General features: G+C 72.0%; 21 protein-coding genes and 1 pseudogene. 16 read left to right on the top strand and 6 right to left on the bottom strand.

Features of this window, described 5'->3' with window-relative positions; all coding sequences use genetic code 11:
* Positions 1-13: 13 nt before the first annotated feature.
* Together IE170_RS08060 and IE170_RS08055 are read left to right on the top strand one after the other, a co-directional pair.
* Positions 14-598 carry a TetR/AcrR family transcriptional regulator gene (locus IE170_RS08060; protein ID WP_189808603.1) on the top strand — a complete coding sequence of 195 codons (585 nt, stop codon included), beginning with the start codon at positions 14-16 and terminating at the stop codon, positions 596-598.
* 97 nt (positions 599-695) lie between these two features.
* Positions 696-1,148 (top strand): annotated as a pseudogene (locus tag IE170_RS08055) (hypothetical protein); the annotation flags it as partial.
* Here IE170_RS08055 and IE170_RS08050 read toward each other — a convergent pair.
* The 3 genes from IE170_RS08050 to IE170_RS08040 all read right to left on the bottom strand — a co-directional run bounded on the left by IE170_RS08050 (position 1,042) and on the right by IE170_RS08040 (position 3,762).
* Positions 1,042-1,884 (bottom strand): hypothetical protein, encoded by an 843-nt coding sequence (locus tag IE170_RS08050; protein ID WP_189808602.1) that lies wholly within the window; start codon positions 1,882-1,884, stop codon positions 1,042-1,044. The pseudogene IE170_RS08055 and the gene IE170_RS08050 sit on opposite strands and share 107 nt — an antisense overlap.
* Positions 1,885-2,020: 136 nt before the next feature.
* Entirely contained in the window at positions 2,021-2,788 is a 768-nt protein-coding gene (locus IE170_RS08045; RefSeq protein WP_189808601.1) for an ABC transporter permease, read from the bottom strand.
* Positions 2,785-3,762: an ABC transporter ATP-binding protein gene (locus IE170_RS08040; RefSeq protein ID WP_189808600.1), complete on the bottom strand. Its 978-nt coding sequence runs from the start codon at positions 3,760-3,762 to the stop codon at positions 2,785-2,787. Before IE170_RS08040 ends, IE170_RS08045 begins: the two co-directional genes overlap by 4 nt.
* 229 nt (positions 3,763-3,991) lie before the next feature.
* On the opposite strand from IE170_RS08040, the gene IE170_RS08035 reads away from it, so the two are divergent.
* From IE170_RS08035 to IE170_RS07975, 13 genes are all read left to right on the top strand, one after another.
* The gene (locus tag IE170_RS08035) at positions 3,992-4,468 is read left to right on the top strand and encodes an RNA polymerase sigma factor (RefSeq protein ID WP_189808599.1); all 477 of its coding nucleotides are present in this window, start codon (positions 3,992-3,994) and stop codon (positions 4,466-4,468) included.
* Between the two features lie 199 nt (positions 4,469-4,667).
* Positions 4,668-4,850 carry a hypothetical protein gene (locus IE170_RS08030; protein WP_189808598.1) on the top strand — a complete coding sequence of 61 codons (183 nt, stop codon included), beginning with the start codon at positions 4,668-4,670 and terminating at the stop codon, positions 4,848-4,850.
* A 319-nt stretch (positions 4,851-5,169) separates the two neighbouring features.
* Positions 5,170-5,370, top strand: a complete 201-nt coding sequence (locus IE170_RS08025; protein WP_189808597.1) for a hypothetical protein — start codon at positions 5,170-5,172, stop codon at positions 5,368-5,370.
* 158 nt (positions 5,371-5,528) lie between these two features.
* On the top strand, positions 5,529-5,708 hold the full coding sequence (locus IE170_RS08020) for a hypothetical protein (protein WP_114059199.1): 180 nt from the start codon (positions 5,529-5,531) through the stop codon (positions 5,706-5,708).
* 97 nt (positions 5,709-5,805) lie between these two features.
* Entirely contained in the window at positions 5,806-6,642 is an 837-nt protein-coding gene (locus IE170_RS08015) for an HTTM domain-containing protein (protein WP_189808596.1), read from the top strand.
* Entirely contained in the window at positions 6,639-7,655 is a 1,017-nt protein-coding gene (locus tag IE170_RS08010; RefSeq protein ID WP_189808595.1) for an alpha/beta fold hydrolase, read from the top strand. The genes IE170_RS08015 and IE170_RS08010 overlap by 4 nt, the downstream gene beginning before the upstream one ends.
* Positions 7,652-8,197: a hypothetical protein gene (locus IE170_RS08005; RefSeq protein ID WP_189808594.1), complete on the top strand. Its 546-nt coding sequence runs from the start codon at positions 7,652-7,654 to the stop codon at positions 8,195-8,197. The genes IE170_RS08010 and IE170_RS08005 overlap by 4 nt, the downstream gene beginning before the upstream one ends.
* Positions 8,194-8,913 carry a class I SAM-dependent methyltransferase gene (locus IE170_RS08000; protein ID WP_229884640.1) on the top strand — a complete coding sequence of 240 codons (720 nt, stop codon included), beginning with the start codon at positions 8,194-8,196 and terminating at the stop codon, positions 8,911-8,913. The genes IE170_RS08005 and IE170_RS08000 overlap by 4 nt, the downstream gene beginning before the upstream one ends.
* A 60-nt stretch (positions 8,914-8,973) precedes the next feature.
* Positions 8,974-10,692 (top strand): ABC transporter ATP-binding protein, encoded by a 1,719-nt coding sequence (locus IE170_RS07995; RefSeq protein WP_189808593.1) that lies wholly within the window; start codon positions 8,974-8,976, stop codon positions 10,690-10,692.
* A complete protein-coding gene (locus tag IE170_RS07990; protein ID WP_189808592.1) occupies positions 10,689-12,146 on the top strand; it encodes a phytoene desaturase family protein in 1,458 nt (485 codons plus the stop codon). Before IE170_RS07995 ends, IE170_RS07990 begins: the two co-directional genes overlap by 4 nt.
* On the top strand, positions 12,146-12,583 hold the full coding sequence (locus IE170_RS07985; protein ID WP_189808591.1) for a hypothetical protein: 438 nt from the start codon (positions 12,146-12,148) through the stop codon (positions 12,581-12,583). The genes IE170_RS07990 and IE170_RS07985 overlap by 1 nt, the downstream gene beginning before the upstream one ends.
* A 25-nt stretch (positions 12,584-12,608) precedes the next feature.
* On the top strand, positions 12,609-12,779 hold the full coding sequence (locus tag IE170_RS07980; protein WP_189808590.1) for a hypothetical protein: 171 nt from the start codon (positions 12,609-12,611) through the stop codon (positions 12,777-12,779).
* A gap of 70 nt (positions 12,780-12,849) precedes the next feature.
* A complete protein-coding gene (locus IE170_RS07975; RefSeq protein ID WP_189808589.1) occupies positions 12,850-13,338 on the top strand; it encodes a hypothetical protein in 489 nt (162 codons plus the stop codon).
* Positions 13,339-13,357: 19 nt separating this feature from the next.
* On the opposite strand, the gene IE170_RS07970 is transcribed toward IE170_RS07975, so the two are convergent.
* Positions 13,358-14,668 carry a helix-turn-helix domain-containing protein gene (locus IE170_RS07970; RefSeq protein WP_229884639.1) on the bottom strand — a complete coding sequence of 437 codons (1,311 nt, stop codon included), beginning with the start codon at positions 14,666-14,668 and terminating at the stop codon, positions 13,358-13,360.
* A gap of 233 nt (positions 14,669-14,901) precedes the next feature.
* Here IE170_RS07970 and IE170_RS07965 point away from each other — a divergent pair, with 233 nt between their 5' ends.
* On the top strand, positions 14,902-15,525 hold the full coding sequence (locus tag IE170_RS07965) for a hypothetical protein (protein ID WP_189808588.1): 624 nt from the start codon (positions 14,902-14,904) through the stop codon (positions 15,523-15,525).
* Positions 15,526-16,035: 510 nt separating this feature from the next.
* On the opposite strand, the gene IE170_RS07960 is transcribed toward IE170_RS07965, so the two are convergent.
* Together IE170_RS07960 and IE170_RS07955 are read right to left on the bottom strand one after the other, a co-directional pair.
* Positions 16,036-18,486, bottom strand: coding sequence for a trypsin-like serine protease (locus IE170_RS07960; protein ID WP_189808587.1), 2,451 nt, complete (start codon positions 18,484-18,486; stop codon positions 16,036-16,038).
* A 197-nt stretch (positions 18,487-18,683) separates the two neighbouring features.
* Positions 18,684-19,199: a hypothetical protein gene (locus tag IE170_RS07955; protein WP_189808586.1), complete on the bottom strand. Its 516-nt coding sequence runs from the start codon at positions 19,197-19,199 to the stop codon at positions 18,684-18,686.
* Positions 19,200-19,478 lie beyond the last annotated feature (279 nt).

Below are 19,478 nucleotides of genomic sequence, written 5' to 3'. Positions count from 1 at the left end.
TCCGGAGGACTTGATGTCACCACGCGGCGTCGCCATCCCCGATCTGCGCGCCCGGCTCTTCGAGGCGGCCGAGCGGGTCCTGGCCCGCGACGGGGCCGCCGCCCTGACCAGCAGGGCGGTCACCGCAGAGGCCGGCTGCGCGAAGGGCGTCCTGCACACGCACTTCGCGGGGCTGGACGAGTTCGTGGCCGAGCTGGTGCTGGACCGCTTCGCCCGCACCGCCGAACTCGCCGCGGCCCTGCCCGCGCAGGCGGGCGACGGCACCCCCGCCGGCAACCTCGCCGACGTGGCCTCGGCGGTGCTGGCCCTCGACCCCGGAGTCGTCGGCCTGGCGGTGACCCGCCCGGCGGCGGCCATGCGGGTCCGGGAGGCGTGGGCGGCGGGCGCTCCCGGCTTCGGCGCGATCCAGGCGTCGGTGGAGGCGTACCTGAACGCGGAACGCGCCCTGGGGCGCGTCGCCCCCACCCTGGACACCGTTTCCGCGGCCCTGGCCCTGGTGGGCACCCTGCACCACCTCCTGATGACGGCCCACCCCGCAGCGCCCCGCCCGCACACCCACGTACAACCCCTGCTCCGCACCCTCCTCGGCACCCCCTGACGGGCCCGGTCCGAAGGCGGGCACCGACGAACCGACGGCGCCCGCCTCGCCCGGGACGGCGAGACCCGCGCCGTCCTCCGACACCGGCAAGGCCACGAGCGCCGAGGCCGTCCGCCGCCTCAAGGACCCCGGTCTGACCCCGACCCTCCTCACCGGCGACAACCGGACCGCCGCCGAAGCCTTGTCCGCCGAGGTCGGCACCGAGAAGGCCATCGCCGAAGTCCTGCCCCGGGACGAGGCCGACGTCGTCAAGCAGCTCCAGGCCGAGGGTGCGGCTCGTGCGGCCGCCGGATCCGTGGCAGGCGGATCGCCGGAGGCGAGCACTACCCGGACCACCCGTACCCTGCCGCCGAATCCCCGGCCGTGGTCGTCAGCAGCCCGCACGGCGGCATGCCGACCCGTTGAACACCCGACGGCCGGCCGACCGTGCCCGGGCGGGGCGGTCAGTACGCCCCGATGGACCAGAAGACCCCGACCTCGTCGTCGGACACCGCGATCAGCCCCAGCTCATCGAACAGGTCGATGCCGCCCAGGTACTCGCCGGTGGTGAACCGGTGCGCCCTCGTGCCCCCGAGGCCGGCCCGGACGAAGTCCCGCCGGGGATCCGCGGCCGCGTCCAGGGCGTTCGTCCAGAACCGGGCGTCCGGCCCGAAGCGGTCCAGCAGGAACCGCGCGTCGGCCAGGAGCCCGTCGCGCTCCGGCCGGTCGCGCACGGGCCGTTCCTCCCACCACTCCTCCGCCATGACGGCGAGCGCACCGACGGCCGCACCGCGCTCCAGCTCGTACAGGCGGTCCGGGAACCCGGCTGCAGGCGGGGGCTCGAAGGGGTACGCCGGCACGACGGCGCGGGCACCGCTCGTACGGTCGCCGTAGAGCCGCAGCCAGCCGCGAGGGTCCGGGACCTCCCGGTGCATCACAGCCAGTACGTCCTCGGCCCAGTCCTCGTGCCGGCGCGGGCCGGTGGCGAGGAAGACGTACGGGTCTTCCAGCAGGCGCAGGGCCGCCGCGTTCCAGGGGCTTCGGCGCCGCCGGAGCTCCATGAGCACACTACCGGCACTCCAGGCGAACACGTCCGCCGGCGACCGCGGAATGCGGGCCAGCTCTGCGTACGCCCACCGCAGCAACTCCGCGGCCGCACCGTCCCCCGCGGCCGCAGCCGGCTCCCTCGGCACCTCCGGTACGGCGACCCGGTTGCCGCGCCCGAGCTCGACGGCTGCCAGCCACAGGTCCTCCAGCCGGGCGTCGAGGAGGTCGAGGGCGGCGCGCTGATCGTCCGACGTGCTCATGAGCCGACCCTAAGCCGACCCGGCCCGCCGTGACCCGCGGGCTCCCGGCCCCGGTACGCGGCGAGGGGCGCCGCCCGCGTGAGCACACGCGGGGCGACGCCCCTCCGCCGGTACGGGGATCAGCAGGCGCCCCCGCTCACGTGCGCGGCTCCCACCGGAACCGGCGGGCCGCGACCCACGCGAACAGCGCCGTCCACACGGCCGCGATCACGACCCGGACCACCGACTCACCGAGGCCCAGTTCACCGGTCCAGCCCGACCGGAACAGGTCCACCGTCGGGGACAGCGGCGCCCACAGCAGCGCGTCGGCCACCGGCTCCGGCAGCACCTCGCGCGGGATGTAGATCCCGGAGACCATCGGCAGTACGAAGATCGCGGGCAGCGTCGCGACCATGACGGACTCGGCGGTCCGGCACAGCGCGGCGGTGGCGGCGGCCATGGCGATCATCAGCACGATCCCCGTGACCAGCCCCGCGGCCGCGGCGCCCAACTGCCTCGGGGCCGCGCCGAACATGACGGACAGCGCGACGCCCACCACGACGATCTGCACCACGGCGACGGCGACGTACATGGAGGCGCCCCCGGCGAGGATCACCGCGTCCGAAGCCTCGCCCGTACGGAGCCGCTTCAGCACGAGCTCCTCCCGGCGCGCCACGTACAGCCCGGTCACCGACGAGTAGAGGGAGAAGATCAGCAGGATGCCGGCAGCCGTGGACACCATGAGCGGCCCGGGGTTCAGGCCGTGGCGGGCCAGGTCCATCTGATCCTGCACGTACCGCATCGACAGCAGGATCATCAGGGGAACGAACACGACGAAGACGTAATTCGCCTTCACCCTGTTGAACAGCGTCCACTCGATGCGGAACAAGGTCTTCATGTGCCGGATGGCGGGGCGGCTGTTCATGCCTCCTCCTGCGTTTCTGCCGCGTCGTCCGTGTCGTACGCGTCGTCGTCGGTGTCCGTCACCCGGGCGATGGAGATGAACGCCTCCTCCAGGGAGGCCGGCCGTGCCGTGAACCGGTCCAGCTCCACGTCGTGGTCCTCGGCCCAGGCCAGGATCCGGGCGGCGTCCTTCTGCAACTGCCCCGTGGTGACGGTGATGCGCCCGCCCCGCTCCTCGACCGCCCCGCCGACGGGGAGGTCCTGCGCGCTCCACTGTCCCGACAGGCCGAAGGTCAGCGTCGCAGGATGGCCGGAAACGATCTCCGAGACCGTTCCCGACGCCGCGATGCGCCCACGGTGCATGATGGCCAGCTCGTCGGCCAGCGACTCCGCCTCCTCCAGGTAGTGCGTGGTCAGCAGGATCGTCGAGCCGCGCTCGCGCAGCTCCTTGACCAGCCGCCAGGTCGCGTGCCTGCCCTCGGCGTCCATGCCCGCGGTCGGCTCGTCGAGGAACAGCACCTCCGGGCTGCCGAGCGTGGCGACGGCCAGGTCGAGGCGCCGCTTCTCCCCGCCGGACAGGTTCTTGACGAGCACGTCCGCCCGGTGCGACAACCCGGCGAGTTCCAACGCCTGCGCGACCGGCCGCGGCCGCGACGTCAGCCCGGCCCACATCTCGACGCTCTCCCGCGCCGTCAGATGCGCGGTGAAACCGCCCTCCTGCAGCATCGCGCCCGTACGGGGGCGGATCCGCGCGCGGTCGGCGACCGGGTCCAGGTCCCCGAACAGGCGTATCCGCCCGCGGTGCGGGGCGGCGAGGCCTTCCAGCATTTCGACGGTGGAGGTCTTGCCGGCGCCGTTGGTTCCCAGCAGGGCGAACAGTGAGCCGGGTCTGACGGTGAAACTGACACCGCGCACGGCCATGAAGCCGCTCTTGCCGCGTCCGTAACGACGCCAAACGTCATCGGCATGGATATGGCTGGATTCCGCTACTGCCATGGGGCCTTCCTCAAAGTGGGCGCGCCGGTGGCGATCCTCAAATCTTCCTCAGGCTCTTACCTGCACTGACCCAAGATTGAACCATGTGTGTTTAAAGTGATCTTGCCGCAGAGCGTCTGACCACCGCTCAAACGCCGCAGACAAAAGCCGCTGTCGCCTTCACTGTGGGCAGCGGCCGAGGGGGAGAACTGCTGTGCCCGACTATGCCATTGCACTGAGCCGCCCGGACTTGGACGCGTTGCTGCGTGACGTGATACCGCTGCTCCGGCGCCAGGCGTCGCGACTGCTCGGCGAGGACGCCGACGACGCCGTCCAGACCGCCTGCCTGAAGCTGCTGAAGGCTGCGGACGCCTGGCTCGCGCACCCCAACCCGACCGCGTACGCGATCCGCGCGGTCACCACGGCTGCCTACGACCTGAAGAGACGCCAGTCCCAGGACATGCCGGTCGGCCAAGTGCCCGACCGGCCGCAGGCCGGCGACGCCCTGGCCCTGCGCGAAGCGCGCTGGGAGGTCGAGCGCCTGCTGGCCGAGGTACCGCGCAAGCAGGCGGCCGCCATCTTCCTCGTCGACGTGCAGGACTACACGATCGACGATGCCGCAGCCGTGCTCGGCGTCCACCGGGGCACGGTCTCCCGCGCCAGGCAGCACGGCCTCCTCGCCATGCGGAAGAGGGCCCTCTGCCGGGGCGTCCGCCGGGCCTCCTGAACCCGCCGGAAAAAGTTTCCAGGGGCAGTCATACGAAGGGCGCCCCGCTGCGGTTGATCAGATGGAAGGGCCGCGGGGGCGGGCTCGATGGGCCGGAAGTCCCCGCGCTCGCGAACGGGAGGCCCTCGAGACGCGTACGAACGACCCACCCGCGCATGGAGGGAGTCCCATGTCCGACCAAGAATCCCGGAGTGCTCTCATGCTCTTGCACAAGGTGAACCAGAACGCCTCGCTCACCGGCCCGCTCTCGCAGCGGACCCTGGAGGGCGCTGTCTCGCCCGTCATGGCCACGCCGTCGCTGGTCTTCACCCCGTGCGCCGGAAAGGCGGCGGTCCTCGTCACCGCCGCGGCCGTCGGTTACGCCACCGCGAAGGTCAAGTAACCCGCCGTCGGCTCACCGCCGGCGCACACACCGCACATTCGGCATGCCACCGCGCCGCGCCCGAAAGGGCCGCCGGCCGCGCCGCGCGCCGCACAGCGCCTTTCCCGTGTCCGAACGTCCATGCCGCGTACCCGCATTTCCGCGGCACAGGGACACGGCCGGCCTTCAAGGCACGCGCGTCCGCGCACATCCCCACCCGCCCACCCCGAAACGGGAATTCGAAGCGGGACGGGTTCCACAAAGACTTCCCGCTGCCCGCTTCAGGCGGACAGCGGGATGATCCGCAATCCACAAAACAAGCCAGTAAAGGAAAAGCACCGTGCTGATCCAGAAGGTCAACCTGAACTCCGCCGTCAGCGGCGAGCTGCACGCCGGCTCCCCCGCGGGTGCCGCGGCGCCCGTCATGGCCACCCCGGCCATCATCGCCACCCCGGTCATCGCCAAGACGGCCGGCTACGTCGTCGGCGGCGCCGTCGTGACCGGCGCCGCCGCGGTGGCCTACAAGACCGCCACCGGCTGATCGAGGCGGCCCCGGCCGGTTCCGGCTTCCGGTCCCCGACACGGACCGCGCCCCGTATCCGGCCCGCATACGTGTGACCGGTGCCGGCAGACAGTCCACATGTCTGCCGACACCGGACGCACTCTTCCCCGTATTACCAGACAAGTGGAGGAACAGCCATGTCCGTGCTGATCGAGAAGGTCAACGCCGGTGCCGCCCGCGCCGCCGAGAGCCCGGTCGCGCCCGTGATGGCCACCCCGGCCGCGTTCACCGTCGGCTTCGTCGGCGGGGCCAAGGCCACCGCCATCATCGTCGCCGCCGCCGGCGTCGGTGCGGCCGTCAAGGCCTGCCAGAAGTAAGCGGACCAGGGGCGGCGAGCCTTCAGCGGTTCCCCCGCTCTCCGCCCCTGCACCCCTCCGGCCCTCCACCCACCCATGCTGCGATCAGGAACAGATCATGCTGTCACGTCTCCGCCGAGTCGCTGAAGCGGCGTGTGCGCACCCGCTCGCCACAGCGGAACGGCTGTCCGCCGCCACGCACCTGCTGTCCAGCCTCGAATACCTCGTCCGCCGGACCGACCGGCAGCCGGGCGGCCTGAACGACTGGAACCACACCAGGTCCCAGGTGCCCGGCCGCACGAAGGCCACCCAGGCGGTCAAGGACTTCGTCGCCCGCGAGCCGGTCACCCAGGCCGTCCACGCCTCGCGGGTCCTGGCCGCAGCCGTCCTGATCTCGCCGGTGCGGAACAACTCCGTACGCATGGCCGCCAACGCCTACCTGGTCGGCAGCCAGCTCCTCATCTACCCGCGGCACCTGTTCGGCACCGACGGATCGGACCAGGTGTCCTTCCTCGTGCAGACGGCCGCCGCCCTCGGCCGCGCGGGCGGCACAGACGCCACCCGCAACGCCGCCGTCCAGTTCATCGGCGCCCAGACCGTCCTGTCGTACGGCGCATCCGGCTGGGCCAAACTCCCCGGCGACGCCTGGCGTTCCGGCGACGCCCTCGCCAAGATCATGCGCACGCAGACCTACGGCGACGAGTGGTTCTTCAACAAGCTGGAGAAGTACCCCGCCGCGTCCCGCGCCATCTGCCACGCCGTGCTGGCCCTGGAGTGCGGCTTCCCCCTCCTGCTGCTGAAGAAGGGCAAGTACGTGGACGCCGGGCTGGCGGCCATGGGCGCCTTCCACCTGGCCAACGCCCGCTTCATGGGACTCTCCCGCTTCGCCTGGGCGTTCGTCTCCACCTACCCGTCCGTCCGCGCACTCGCCAAGGGCACCAAGGAGGCGGCGTGAAGCCCCTGACCTTCCCCCGCCTCACGGGCGCCGGCCTGGCGGCATGCCTCGCCGCCGGCGTCGCCCACCAGGCCTACGCCGAACTCGTGACCCGCACCCGCCGCCACGCCGGCTTCGAACGCCGCCGCGTCCGCTGCGACAGCGGCAACATCATCACGTACCACGTACGCCGCGGCACCCCGGGCGGCCCCACCCTCGTGTGCGAGGCCGGGCTGATGAACACCGCCACCTCCTGGCTGCTCCTCGCCGACTTCCTCGACCCGTCGATCTCCGTGCTCGTCTACGACCGGGCGGGCTACGGCAGCTCGCTGCGCCGCTGCCCCGAGGACTACTCCCTGAAGGAGTCCGTCGGCGACCTCCTCCAGGTCATCGCCGACGGAGTCGACACCGACGGCCCCTGCATCCTGGCAGGCCACTCGCTCGGCGGCTACATCGCCCACCGGGCGGCCGCCGAGGCCCCCGACCGCGTGGACGGCGTCGTCCTGGTCGACCCCAACCACCCGCGCGAGCTCATCCACTCCCGCAAGCAGCGCGAGGGCGCCCGCGCCGCCAACCTGACCATGAAGCTGGGCCCCTGGTCCGCGACCCTCGGCGCCGGACTGCTCATGGACAAGAAGGGCATGTTCGCCTTCGCGGCCGGCAGCCCCCACCACCGGGCGCTGCGCCTGGAGGGCTCCGCCCCCTCCACCTGGCGCGCCGCCCTGCGGGAGTGGAACTACTCGTACGCCTTCATGCTCGACGGCGGCCGCCCCCTCGACCGCCTCAGCACGCCGGTCTGGGTCATCGCCGCGGAGTCGACCGTCCGGGACATCCCGGAACACCACGACCTCTACGAGGAGTACGTCGCATCCGGCCACGGCGGCAGCATCATCACCGTCCCCGGATCCACGCACGTCTCCGTCACCGGCGGAATGGAACACGCCCCGCACACCGCCAAGGCGATCGAGCAGGCGGTCGCAGACGCCGCCGCCCGCCGCGGCGAGGACGACCCGAACCGGAGGGAAGCGGCATGAGCAAGGCGAAGACCGTGATGCAGCAGGCCGTGCCGGCCGTCCTCGCCGGATGGTTCGTCGCCTCCGTCCTCAGCCAGCACCCCGACCGCAGCTACGACAAGCTCCGCAAGGCCGACAAGACCGGGACCGGCATCCTCATCCCGAACTGGCGCTTCTTCGCCCCCAACCCGGCCGTCGACGACCAGCACTTCCTGTACCGGCTGGCCACCGCCGACAAGTCGGAGCACACCGAGTGGCGCGAGGTGTACTCCATCGCCCCGCGCAAGCTCGTCCACGCCTTCTGGTTCCCCGGCCGCCGCATCGAGAAGGCCATCTTCGACGTGGCGTCCACCCTCCTCCACAACCCCGGCGCGATGACACCCCTGCACCAGGAGGCGAAGGAGGGGGCCTACCACCTCATCAACGAGTTCGTGCGGCAGCGCCTCACCCCCGAACCGGGCTACCCCCTCTTCCAGGTGATGCTCGTCCGCTACTCCGGCTACGACCACAGCGAGGACCCCAAGTACGACATGGTCTTCGACTACGAAGAGGTGAACCGGTGACCCGGGACGTCCAGTACGGCACCGCCGTGGCATCCGTGTACGACACGCTGATCGCCCCCGCCATGCCCACCGGGGACGCAGTGGACCGGCTCCGGCCCCACGTCGCCGGCGGCCGCGTCCTCGAGATCGGCGTGGGCACCGGCCGCATCGCCGCCCCCGTCGCATCGATCGCCGCCCACGTGGTCGGCGTCGACAACTCGGAGCCGATGCTGGAGCAGTTCCGCGCCAAGGGCCTCCCCGGCAACGTCGAGCTGGTCCGCGCCGACTTCCGCCGCCCGCTCCCGGTCGCCGGCACCTTCACCGCCGCGTACTCCACCATGGGATCCCTGGCGTGCGTGTCCTCGCGCGACGAACTGACCCGCGCCCTGGCCCACGTACGCCAGGCCCTGGAGCCGGGCGCCACCCTCTCGCTCGAGTACTACTCCACCGCCACCTACCGCCCCCTCGTGGCCCTGCACACCCTGACCGTGCCGACCCCCGACCGCCCCGGCACCACCACCTTCACGGTGACCCTCGACGACGCGGACGTCCTCACCATGGACACCCGCATCGACGAGGACGGCAAGGCACCGGTGCTCTTCGGCGAGCAGGTCCTCCTCATCGAACGGGACGACGTCGAGGCCTGCCTCGCGCGCGCCGGCTTCACCGTCGAGGACGTCGCCCCGGCCGGCGAACACGAGCCCTACGACTGGTACACCGCCCGCGCCGACGGGTGACGGGCGCCGGGGCCGGCTCCGAGGCAAGGCAACGCAACTCTTCCGAATGAGGGCTGACGAGTGAACATATCCAAGATCGTCCGAGGGCACCGGCTGCTCCTGGCCGCCGGCGTCGTCCTCGGCCTGGCGGGCACCGCGGCCACCCTCCTCCAGCCGCTGCTCATCGGCCGGCTCATCGAAGCCGTCGCCACGGACAAGCCCACGACCTGGCCCATCGTCAGCATCGCGGCCCTCTTCCTCGCCGACGCGGCCCTGGCCGCCGCACACTTCTACCTGATCGGCCGCGCCGGCGAGAACATCGTCCTCGACATGCGGACCACGCTCACCGGCCGGCTGCTCCACTCCCGCATCCCGGCCTTCGACCGCCTGGAACACGGCGACGTGTTCACCCGCACCGTCGCGGACACCTCACTCGCCCGCGTCGCCCTCTCCTCCTCCGCCGCCCAGATCGTCACCTCCGGGTTCACCGCCCTCGGCTGCGTCGCCGTCATGGCATGGATCGACTGGAAGATGCTCCTCGTCACGGTCGGCTGCCTCGGCGCCGCCAGTGCGATCGCCCTCACCGTGGCCCGCGCAGTCCGCAAGGCCGCCGTCACCAACCGCGAGGACACCAGCGCCTACGGCTCCGGCCTCCTGCGCGTCCTGGGCGCCCTGACCACCGTCAAGGCCTCGCGGGCCGAGCAGCGCGAAGCCGAGCACCTGGGCGGCCTCGCCGAAGCCGCCCGCACCAGCGGCATCCGCGTCACCCGCCTGTCGGCGCTGCTCATGCCCGCCATGAACGTCGGCACCCAGGTCTCCCTCGCCGTGGTCATCACCTGGGGCATGGCGCGCACCGCCACCGGCAGCCTCCCGCCCCAGGACCTCACCGCGTTCATCATGTACCTCTTCTACCTGGTCGCCCCGCTGGTCACGTTCTTCATGTCGCTCGGGGAGTTCCAGCAGGGCCGGGCCGCCATCGACCGCGTACGGGAACTGGCCGCCATCGAACAGGAGCCGGACGGCACGGCAGCGCCCCGCACTCCCGCCCCCGGCCGGCCCGCGGTCGAGTTCGAGGACGTCACCTTCACCTACGAGGGCGGCGCCGCCCCCGCGACGAACGGCGTCTCCTTCTCCCTCCCCGCCACCGGCGTCACCGCCGTCGTCGGCCCCTCCGGCGCGGGCAAGACCACCCTCTTCCAGCTCATCGAACGCTTCCACACCCCGGACCGGGGCACCATCCGCCTCTCCGGCACCCCCACCGCGGCCATGCCCCTGGACGTCCTGCGCTCCCGCATCGGCCTCGTCGAGCAGGACGCCCCCCTGCTCCGCGGCACCGTCCGCGAGAACCTCACGTACGCCTGCCCGGACGCCGGCGAGGACGACATCGCCCGGGCCGTGGCCGCCGCCCACCTGACGGACGTCATCGACGCCCTGCCCGACGGCCTCGACACCCGCCTCGGCGAGGGCGGCAGCGGCCTCTCCGGCGGCCAGCGCCAGCGCCTGGCCATCGCCCGCGCCCTGCTCACCCGCCCCGACGTCCTCCTGCTGGACGAGGCCACCTCCCACCTGGACTCCGACTCCGAGCGGGCCCTGCGCGACGCCATCACCGAGATCAGCACCCGCTGCCAGGTCCTCGCCATCGCGCACCGCCTGTCGACCACCATCGGCGCCGACCGCATCCTCGTCATCGAGGACGGCCGCCTGCGCGCCAGCGGCACCCACGCCGAGCTGATGGAGCACGACTCCACCTACCGGCGCCTCGCCGAGGCCCAGCTCGCCCCCGTGGGAGCCGCCGCATGACCGACGCAGCAATCGTCGGCACCGGCCCGAACGGCCTGGCCGCCGCCGTGACCCTCGCCCGGGCGGGCCTGAAGGTGGCCCTGTTCGAGAAGGCCGACAGGCCCGGCGGCGGCCTGCGCAGCGTGCCGCTGTTCGACTCCGGCGTCGTGCACGACATCTGCTCCGCCGTGCACCCGATGGCCGCAGCCTCCGCCTTCTTCCGCCGGTTCGACCTCCAGGGCCGCGGCGTCCGCCTGCTCCAGCCCGACATCCCCTACGCCCACCCGCTGCCGCACGGAGGCGCGGCCGCCGCCTGGCGCAGCGTCACCCGCACCGCCGCACACCTGGGCGCGGACGCAGCCCGCTGGACCCGCCTCATGGGACCGCTGGTCGCGCACTCCCGGTCGGTCGTCGACCTGGTCCTCTCCGACCAGCGCACCCTCCCGCGCGATCCCGCCGCCGCGGTGCGGTTCGCCACACGGGTCCTGGAGCATGCGATGGGCCTCACCGCCTTCCGGACCGAGGAGGCCAAGGCACTCCTCACCGGCGTGGCCGCCCACGCCGTGGGCCGGCTGCCCTCCCTGGCCTCGGCGGCGGTCGCGATGCTCCTCGGCCACACTGCGCACAGCAGCGGCTGGCCGCTGCCCGAGGGCGGCAGCGCCCGCATCGCCGACGCCCTGACGGCCGACATCACCGCGCACGGCGGCTCCTTCCACACCGGGTGGCACGTCCGCGACCTGTCGGAGCTCGGCGACGTCCCGCTGGTCCTGCTCGACGTCGGCCCCAAGGAATTCCTGGCGCTCGCCGGCTCCCGCCTCCCCGCCCGCTACCGGCGCGCGCTCACCCGGTTCCGCTACGGCCCCGGCGCGGCCAAGGCGGACTTCCTGGTCGACGGCCCCATCCCCTGGGCGAACCCCCTCGTGGGCCGCGCCGGCACCGTGCACCTGGGCGGCACGCACGCCGACATCGTCCGGCAGGAGAACGCCACCGCGGCCGGCCGGAGCATCCCCGACCCCTTCGTCCTCGTCGTCGACCCCGCGGTCACCGACCCCGGCCGCGCCGCCGGAGCCAAGCGGCCCGTATGGGCGTACGCGCACGTCCCCCACGGCGACACCCGCGACCCCGTCGACCTGATCCGCCGCCGCATCGAGGCGTACGCCCCCGGCTTCACCGACACCGTCCTCGCCTCCCGGGGCATGTCGGCCGCCGCGTACGAGACGTACAACCCGAACTACGTGGGCGGCGACATCGCCGCCGGCGCGATGACCCTGCGGCAGTCCCTCGCCCGCCCCACCGCCCGCCTCGACCCCTACACCACCCCGCTCCCCGGGGTGTACCTCTGCTCGGCGTCCACCCCGCCGGGCCCCTCCGTGCACGGCATGTGCGGCCACCTCGCCGCCCTTTCCGCGCTCCGCCGCCACCACGGCGTCACCGTCCCGCCCTCTCTGGGCCCGAAAGAAAAGGCACTGCTCTGATGCGCATCCGCTCCTGGGCCACAGCGATCACCGCTGCGGCGTGCTGCACACTCCCCCTCGCCGCCCCGGCGGCCGCCGCCGACGAGAAGCCGGCCCGCGGCGTCGCATGGTCGGCCTCCCACGAGACGGCGACCGCCTCCGGCGGCCGCTGGGTGGAACGGTCCTCCACGGGGCTGCACCAGCTGGTCGCCGAAGGACGCCTGGCCAACACCGGCGACGGCTGCTACTCGGTGTGGGCGCGCTTCCAGTTCGACTTCGTGCCGACTCCGCCGCGCAAGCAGGCCACCGTGTGCGGCAACGACACCGTCGACGTCCGGGTGACCCAGTCGTACATGCCCACCACGACCGGCTCCATCGCCGTCTGCAAGGGTTCGGAGAACGCCCGGGACTGCGGCCCCTGGCAGAGCCTCACCTCCTGGCCCGTCACCCGCCCGTAAACCCCGTCCCGAAAGGAAGGAAGCCATGAACGGCATCGACAAGCAGGACCTGGACCAGCTCATCACCCACACCTACGCCGAGATCAAGACGGCGATCACCTCGCACAGCGAGAAGAGCCTCCTGATGTACAGCCAGGCGCTGAGCACCCTCCTGGAACTCCGCCGCCAGCTCACGGAGAACCCCCCGACCACCTGACCCACCCCCGACCGGCAGGGCCTGGCGGCTCCAGGCCCGGCCCTGCCGGCGGGTGGGATACAACAGCTGCATGACGGTCTTCCACTGCGCGAAGTGCGGTACGGCGCTCACCCCGGACCTGCGGGAACTCCGGGCAGTCCCGGACGCCGCGGCACCCGCCGCGAGACGGGGCCGCACGACGGAAAGCACCGCACCGTCGACGGTCCCGCGAGGCGCGTACGCGATCGACCCCGACCCCTGGGGCGCCCCCTTCACGACCCCGGACACGCAGCCGGCATCCCCCCACCCGGCCCGTGCCCTCCTCATGCCGCCCGGCATGACCGGCATGGTGCCCGCCGGCCCGAGGAACTCGGTGATCGTCCACCCGGAGGACGCTGCAACCCTGCAACTCGCCGACTCCCTCGGCATCCACCACGGCTGCTGCGGCCCGCTGGGCACCGGCGGCCCCAACATGACGTGCCCGTGCGGCGCGAAAGCGGCCACGCTCGCCGCGGACTGCATGGGCCCGCACGAACTCCACCTGGATCCCCTGCGCACGTACGCCGTCCCATCGGCATGAGGGCCGGCGCGCGCCCGGCTCAGCCGGTGGGCGCCCACCGCCGTCCCAGCGTGTCGTACTCGTACCGGGGCAGCCCCGCGATGGCGCTGGTGCGGAACGGCCGGCCTTCGTCATCGATCCGTACGGTGCCCTTGCGGCCCTGTGAGGACCAGTCCAGCTCCAGGTACCAGCGGCAGTCGCACGCCTTGGTCCCAGCGGTGACCAGCAGCACCTCGGGCTCCTTCGCCGACACCCGGTACGGCATGCTCACGGCGGGGATCGGCGTACCGGAGTCGTTCCCGGCGACCGCACGGGCGAGGGGCCGGTCCTTGTCCAGGTCCACGGCGAAGTACCGGGGCGTGATCGCCCCGCCGCAGCCCTGGCCCATGGCGTACGCGTTCCCCCGGACCGGCCCGGCCCGCCCGACCACCCGCACGCGCAGCGCCTCCAGCACCACGGCCGTGTCGCTGCGCCCCTGCACCGACAGCCGCACCGACGTCTCGCCGCCGTGCACCGCACCCTGCGCCGCCGCCCAGGGCATCCCGTCCTGCGGGGCCGGCGGCGGCGGAACCCGCCCCGGCGCCTCGGTGATGACGTAGTGGTGTCCGCAGTCGAACTCCCACCCGTGCGAGTCGACGACCCAGGTGAACGGCAGCGCCTCGGACGGCGGGGCAGAAGGAACCCCGGCCGGGCGCGAGGCGCCCGCCTCCCCTTGGGGCTCCCCGGGGCCCGCAGCCGACTCGGCGGCCTCGGCCGGCTCGGAGGCGGGGCCGCCGTCCGGCCCGGGCGAGGCACCCAGCCCCTTCGACCCCTCCACCACCGGGCCGCCGACCTGCGACGCGGAGGCATCGGCGGGCACCCGCCGCCCCTCCGGCAGCACGGACAGCGCCGCGAGCGCCCCGAGCGTCGCGAACACGGTGAAGACGGCGGCCAACCCGGCCACGGGACCCCGGCGGCGGTACCAGGGGCGGCGCCGCTGAACCGGAACCACGACGGCGGCCTCGCCGCCCGCAGGGCCCGTCCCGACGACCGGTTCGCCGTCAGGCTCCGCTGCCGCAGTATCCGGTCGGAGGGCCGGCCGCGACCGCTGCCGGGCAGCCACGGCCAGCAGCCACCGCCGGTGGAGCTCCAGACGCTGCTCCGACGTCGCCCCGCACAGCACCGCGAACCGCTCCAGCGGTGCGAAGTCGACCGGCACCGCATCGCCCGCGCAGTACCGGTGCAACGTCGAGGTGTTCATGCCCAGCCGGCGGGCCAACGAGGCGTAACTGCGGTCCGTCCGCTCCTTCAGCTCCCGCAGCAGCGCCGCGCACTCCGCCACCTCACCGCCGCCGTCGCCCTGTGCCGACACCGGTCCCCCCGTCCTCGTACGACCCCGCCCCGCCCGGGACGGCATCCCAGGCATCCCGTATACCTGCACGTCAGACGGCCTGGGATGGTTCCACCCCGCCGGACCGGCCGGAGGTCGTTGCGCCCGGCCGCCGCGATCACCGATGCTCTTGGTGTCGCACCGGCCGGGCCCGCGCCGACCAGCCGGCCCCGCCGCGGCAACCACATCTATGCAGCCACCCACGGGGGACACCCATGTCCATGCGCATCCGCACCAGCGCCCTCACCGCCGTCACCGCGACCGCGGTCGCGGCCGGCACGCTCCTCACCGCACCGGCCGCCGTCGCCGCGCCGAAGCCCGCCGCACCGAAGTTCCTGTCGGCGTCCCAGCTGCCGCCGCACCCTTCCTCGTCCTGGACCGCCGGCCCGGTCACCGAGGGCTTCCCGGAGACCCTCGGCCTCTGCGTGAGCACGGAGGGCGTGCCCTCCTACGACTACCGCTACCGCGAGTTCCGGACCGACCTGGACACCACCGCCGTGCAGCTGACCGTCGTGGCGGACACCCCGGCCCTCGCCAAGGCCCTGGCCAAGCACTACGACGACCTGATCCGCACCTGCGCCGCCCGCATCGAGAAGTCCACGCCCGACGTCGAGGCCGAGGGCCGCGACTACGGCAAGCTGCCGGTCGAGGAGGGCGCCCGCGTCCGCGGCCTGCACACCGAGACGTCCTGGGGCGCCAACGACATCGCCCTCTTCTCGGTGGGCCGGGACGACAAGACCGTCACGGTCGTCCGCTGGGCCCAGATGGGATCCTTCAAGGACGCCCCCGTCCCCGCCTTCAAGAAGACCACCACCACGGCAGTCGCCAAGCTCCACTGACCACCACCGACGCCGCCCTCCCGCACTCTGCCCGCGCAGAGTGCGGGAGGGCATGCGACCACCGCGGAAGCACCCTGGCGCAGATGACTGAGGAGTGCACGGTGCCTCACCTCGTTCGTCATGTCCGACTGGTCCCGGGTGAGTGCGACGAACCAGCGGGGTATCCGCCCTGGTCGTGCTCGGCGAGTATGAAGACCTCCGGTCGGTCGAAGGAGGAGTTCAACACCTTCGTGCCCAGGCGCCTGGCCACGTCGACGGCCGCGAGACTCGCCTTCAGCAGTTCTCGTGTCTCCACAGCCGTGAGCTCGGAGGCATCACCCCGGTTCGAGGAGGCTCTAACAGCTGAAGACCGCCGCAGCGTCGTCACTGCCGATCACCATGGGCACCGGACTCCGCCGGTCTCGTGACCGCCTCCCCCCGACATCCCCCTCCCGCGACGCCGCGCCACGACCGCGCCCGTACCCCGGTGGTGTGACCGTGGGACGGGCTCGGTCGCCGGTGAACGGCGTTCTACTTGGTCGTGGTGGCGGTGAGGTCGATCGGGCTGGTGAGGGTGCCGGGGACGGCACGCCAGTCGGTCCAGGTGCCCAGCGTGGTGTCGAGGGTGATGTTCTGGACCTTGCCGTCCGCGCCGGTGGCGTACACGAGGACGTTGTTGGCTGCGGCGGCGCTCGTGACGCGGGTCAGGCCGCTGCCGCCGATCTTGGTCCAAGCCGGCTTCCACCCGCGGGCCAGGTAGTCTCCGGTCTGCGTGTTGAGCGCGCCGTCGGAGCCGATGGCCTGGACATGGACGGTGTGGCCGGTGAGGGAGACCGCGATGTCGGTGGCGTCGGTGAGGTTGCCCGGCAGCTCGCCCCAGGCGGTCCAGTTGCCGGTGCGGCTGTCGAAGTCGCGACCGTAAACCCTGCCGCCGTTGATGCCGTAGAGGCGGACGAAGGGGCCGGCCTTGACACTGGCGATGCCGGTCAGGCCCTTTGCTCCGGCGACGGGGGTCCAGGTGTCGTTCCAGCGGCCGGCGTTGTAGTCGCCGGTCTGCGAGAACAGGTCACCGTTCGAGCCGATGATCTGGACGTGCAGAACGTTGTTGATCATGGCGGCGGAGACGTCCTTGACACCGGTGGCGCCACCGGGGACGGAGGTCCAGTTGCCCCAGGCGCGGGTGCGGGGGTCGTATGTGCGGTCGTAGACCCTGCCATCGGCGATGCCGACGTAGCGGACGACGCCGCCGTGGTCCACTGCGGTGAGGTTCGAGACGGTGGCACCGCCGACGTTGGCCCACTCGGCGCCGAAAGCACCGGTGTCCAGCCTGCCGCTCTGGCTGAACAGGGTGCTGCCGGCGGCTGCGGCGAGGGTCACCTTCGAAGGAGTGACGGAGACCGCGGCTCCGATGTCGGAAGCCCCCGAGAGACCGCCCTGGAGCTCGGTGAAGGCGCTCCACGAACCGGTGGTGGTGTTCATGGAAGCCTTGCTGACCCTGCCGTCGCCGACGGCGTAGAGCTCGACGCGGTTCCCGGACGGGATGCTGCTGATGCGGGTGAGGCCGGTGCCGCCGACCTTGGTCCAGGCGTCGTTCCAGCGGCCGGCGTCGTAGTTGCCGACCTGTGTCCAGATGCCGCCGTCGGAGCCGATGATCTGTACGTGGACGGTGTTGCCGATGGTGCTGGAGGCGATGTCGACGGCACCACTGACGCCACCGGGGACAGCGCCCCAGGCGGACCACTTGCCGGTGTGGGTGTCGTAGTCGCGGCCGTAGACACCGCCCCCGCCGATACCCTGGACGTGGACGGTGGTGCCGGTCACGGCGCTGGTGACATGCGAGAGCCCGACTGCGCCGACCGCGGTCCACTGCGTGTTCCAGCGGCCAGCCCTGTAGTCGGCGGCCTGCTGGTACAGGTTGCCGTCCGAGCCGACGATGAGCACGTGGACCGTGTCACCGACCAGGGCGGCGGAGATGTCCTTGGCTCCGGCGGCGTCGCCGGGGGGCTGGTTCCAGCCGGACCACTTGCCGGTCGAAAGGTCGAGGTCCTGGCCGTAGACGCGCCCGCCCGCGATGGCATAGGCACGGACGGAATCCCCGTGGCGCACGGTGCTCACCCGGGAGACGTCCTGACCGTCGACCTTCCCCCACGACGCGCCGTACTCGCCGTACCCGAGGTCGCCGACTTGTGACCACATGGTGCCGCCGCCGGCTGCGAGCAGTGAGACCTGGTCGCCGTTGCGGGGGGCGACGACTTGGGCGATCCAGGCACCCAGGTCGTCGACACGCGCGGATACGGCGCCGGTGCGGGTCTCGGCCGGGTTCGTGCCCAGACATCCACCCTGCCAGGAACGGCTATTGACGGCCACGATTTCCCCGGCCGCGTCCAGTAGCGGGCCGCCCGTGTCGCCCTTGCAGAGGGCGTCGGCACCCTGGCCGGATATCGCCAGCGTTGTGGCGTCGGAGCCGTTGACGGTGAAGGCGCCGGTGTGGAGCTTGCCGGGGACCCACTCGGTCTTCGTCCGACCGAAGCCCGCTGCGGTTACGGGGGCACCGGCCGCCGGAGCCCTGTCGGCGCGCTTGGCCGGGGTGATGCCGGCGGCCGGGGTGGCGAGTCGAGCCAGGACCACGTCCCGGTCGGAGGCGCTCCCGGAGACCTCGACGATGTCACGAGTCTGACTGTTGCTCAGCACGGCGGTCGACCTGAAGGCCGGCGTGCCTGCCGGGACCGGCTTGTCGGGCGTGGTCGCGAAGCAGCTGGCGGCGGTGAGGACCCAGCGCGGGTCTATCAGCGTGCCGGTGCAGGACCGGCTGTCGGCCTCGTCACCGATGGCAAGCTTCACGGTGTGGGCGTACTGGTCCGCAGCGGCTTCCGGCCCGGTGACCGCCTGAGCGGGACCGGCCGATACGAGAGCCGCGGCGACCGCGGTGGCGGACACCAGGAGACCGTTCATCCGCGCGGAGCGCAGATGGGGTGCAGACATGGTTCTCCCTAGAAAACAGGGCGCCGGCACACGGGTTGGTGCCGAGCGGGCCGAGGCGTCCGCAGGACATCGGCCATGCGGTTGCTCGGACACGGGAAAGTGCATTGGACTTCAGTTCAGGCTCTTGACCTGATGCACGCCAGGGCCTGAGGTGCTGAGGGCCGCGAATGGTGGAAGAAATCCAACGGCCGTGGTGATTACTTGGCCGTCCGAATTTCCATGAGCATGAAGTCGCGGCCCTGGGCGTCAGCACTCTCGCCGACCGGAGTCCACACGTTCTTCTTCACCTCGAACGTCTTCTCTTCTGTGCCGGCCGACATCTCCACCTGAGTGTTGTAGCTGTTACCCATGACGAAGTAAACCGCGGGGATTTCCAGGGCCAGGTAGCCACTGGGGCCGCTGACGCTGAAGCAGGTCTTTCCGTTCTTCCGGTCCCAGACCTCAAGCAGGTCGGTCGCGCTCCCGCAGTCGGCGAGGAGGATGTTGCCATCACCGCGCTTGAGCGTTATGCGCCGCTCCGCGAGGATCTTGTCGGCGTTCGGGTAGGCGAAGTCTTCAATCGCGTAACCAGGGCTTTCGTCGGCGATCGCCTTCATCGCGGTCGCTTCCGAGGCGGTTCCGCCCTCAACTCCGCTCGCCATCGCGGCCCACGCCAAGACGCCGGCCGCCGCAGCCGCGCCACCGGTTCGCACCATTGCCTTACGTGCCTTCATCGCTGTCCTAGTCGTCGGTTTCGAAGAATGTCTAAAGGTGCTTCAACGCTGGAGGTGAAGGCCGTTGGTCGGCCGACGGGAAACGGTGCGTGTACGGACCATCTCTCCCTGGAATCCTCCACCCCAGTCGGATCGTAACTGCTCGAACACGGTCCCCCTAATCGGAGGAATAAGTTCCGGGTCTGTCTTTGGCTCAAAGCGTGTCGTCCACTCCAGGTCGCAGGTGTTGAATACGCCGGGGGCCGCATATGGTCACCTGTCGTGGCCCGCCCGACTTCC

The sequence above is a fragment of the Streptomyces toxytricini genome, assembly GCF_014649915.1.
GTDB classification, from domain to species: domain Bacteria; phylum Actinomycetota; class Actinomycetes; order Streptomycetales; family Streptomycetaceae; genus Streptomyces; species Streptomyces toxytricini.
Note: the sequence above shows the minus strand (reverse complement) of the source record. Positions and strands in the feature narration are given on the sequence as shown.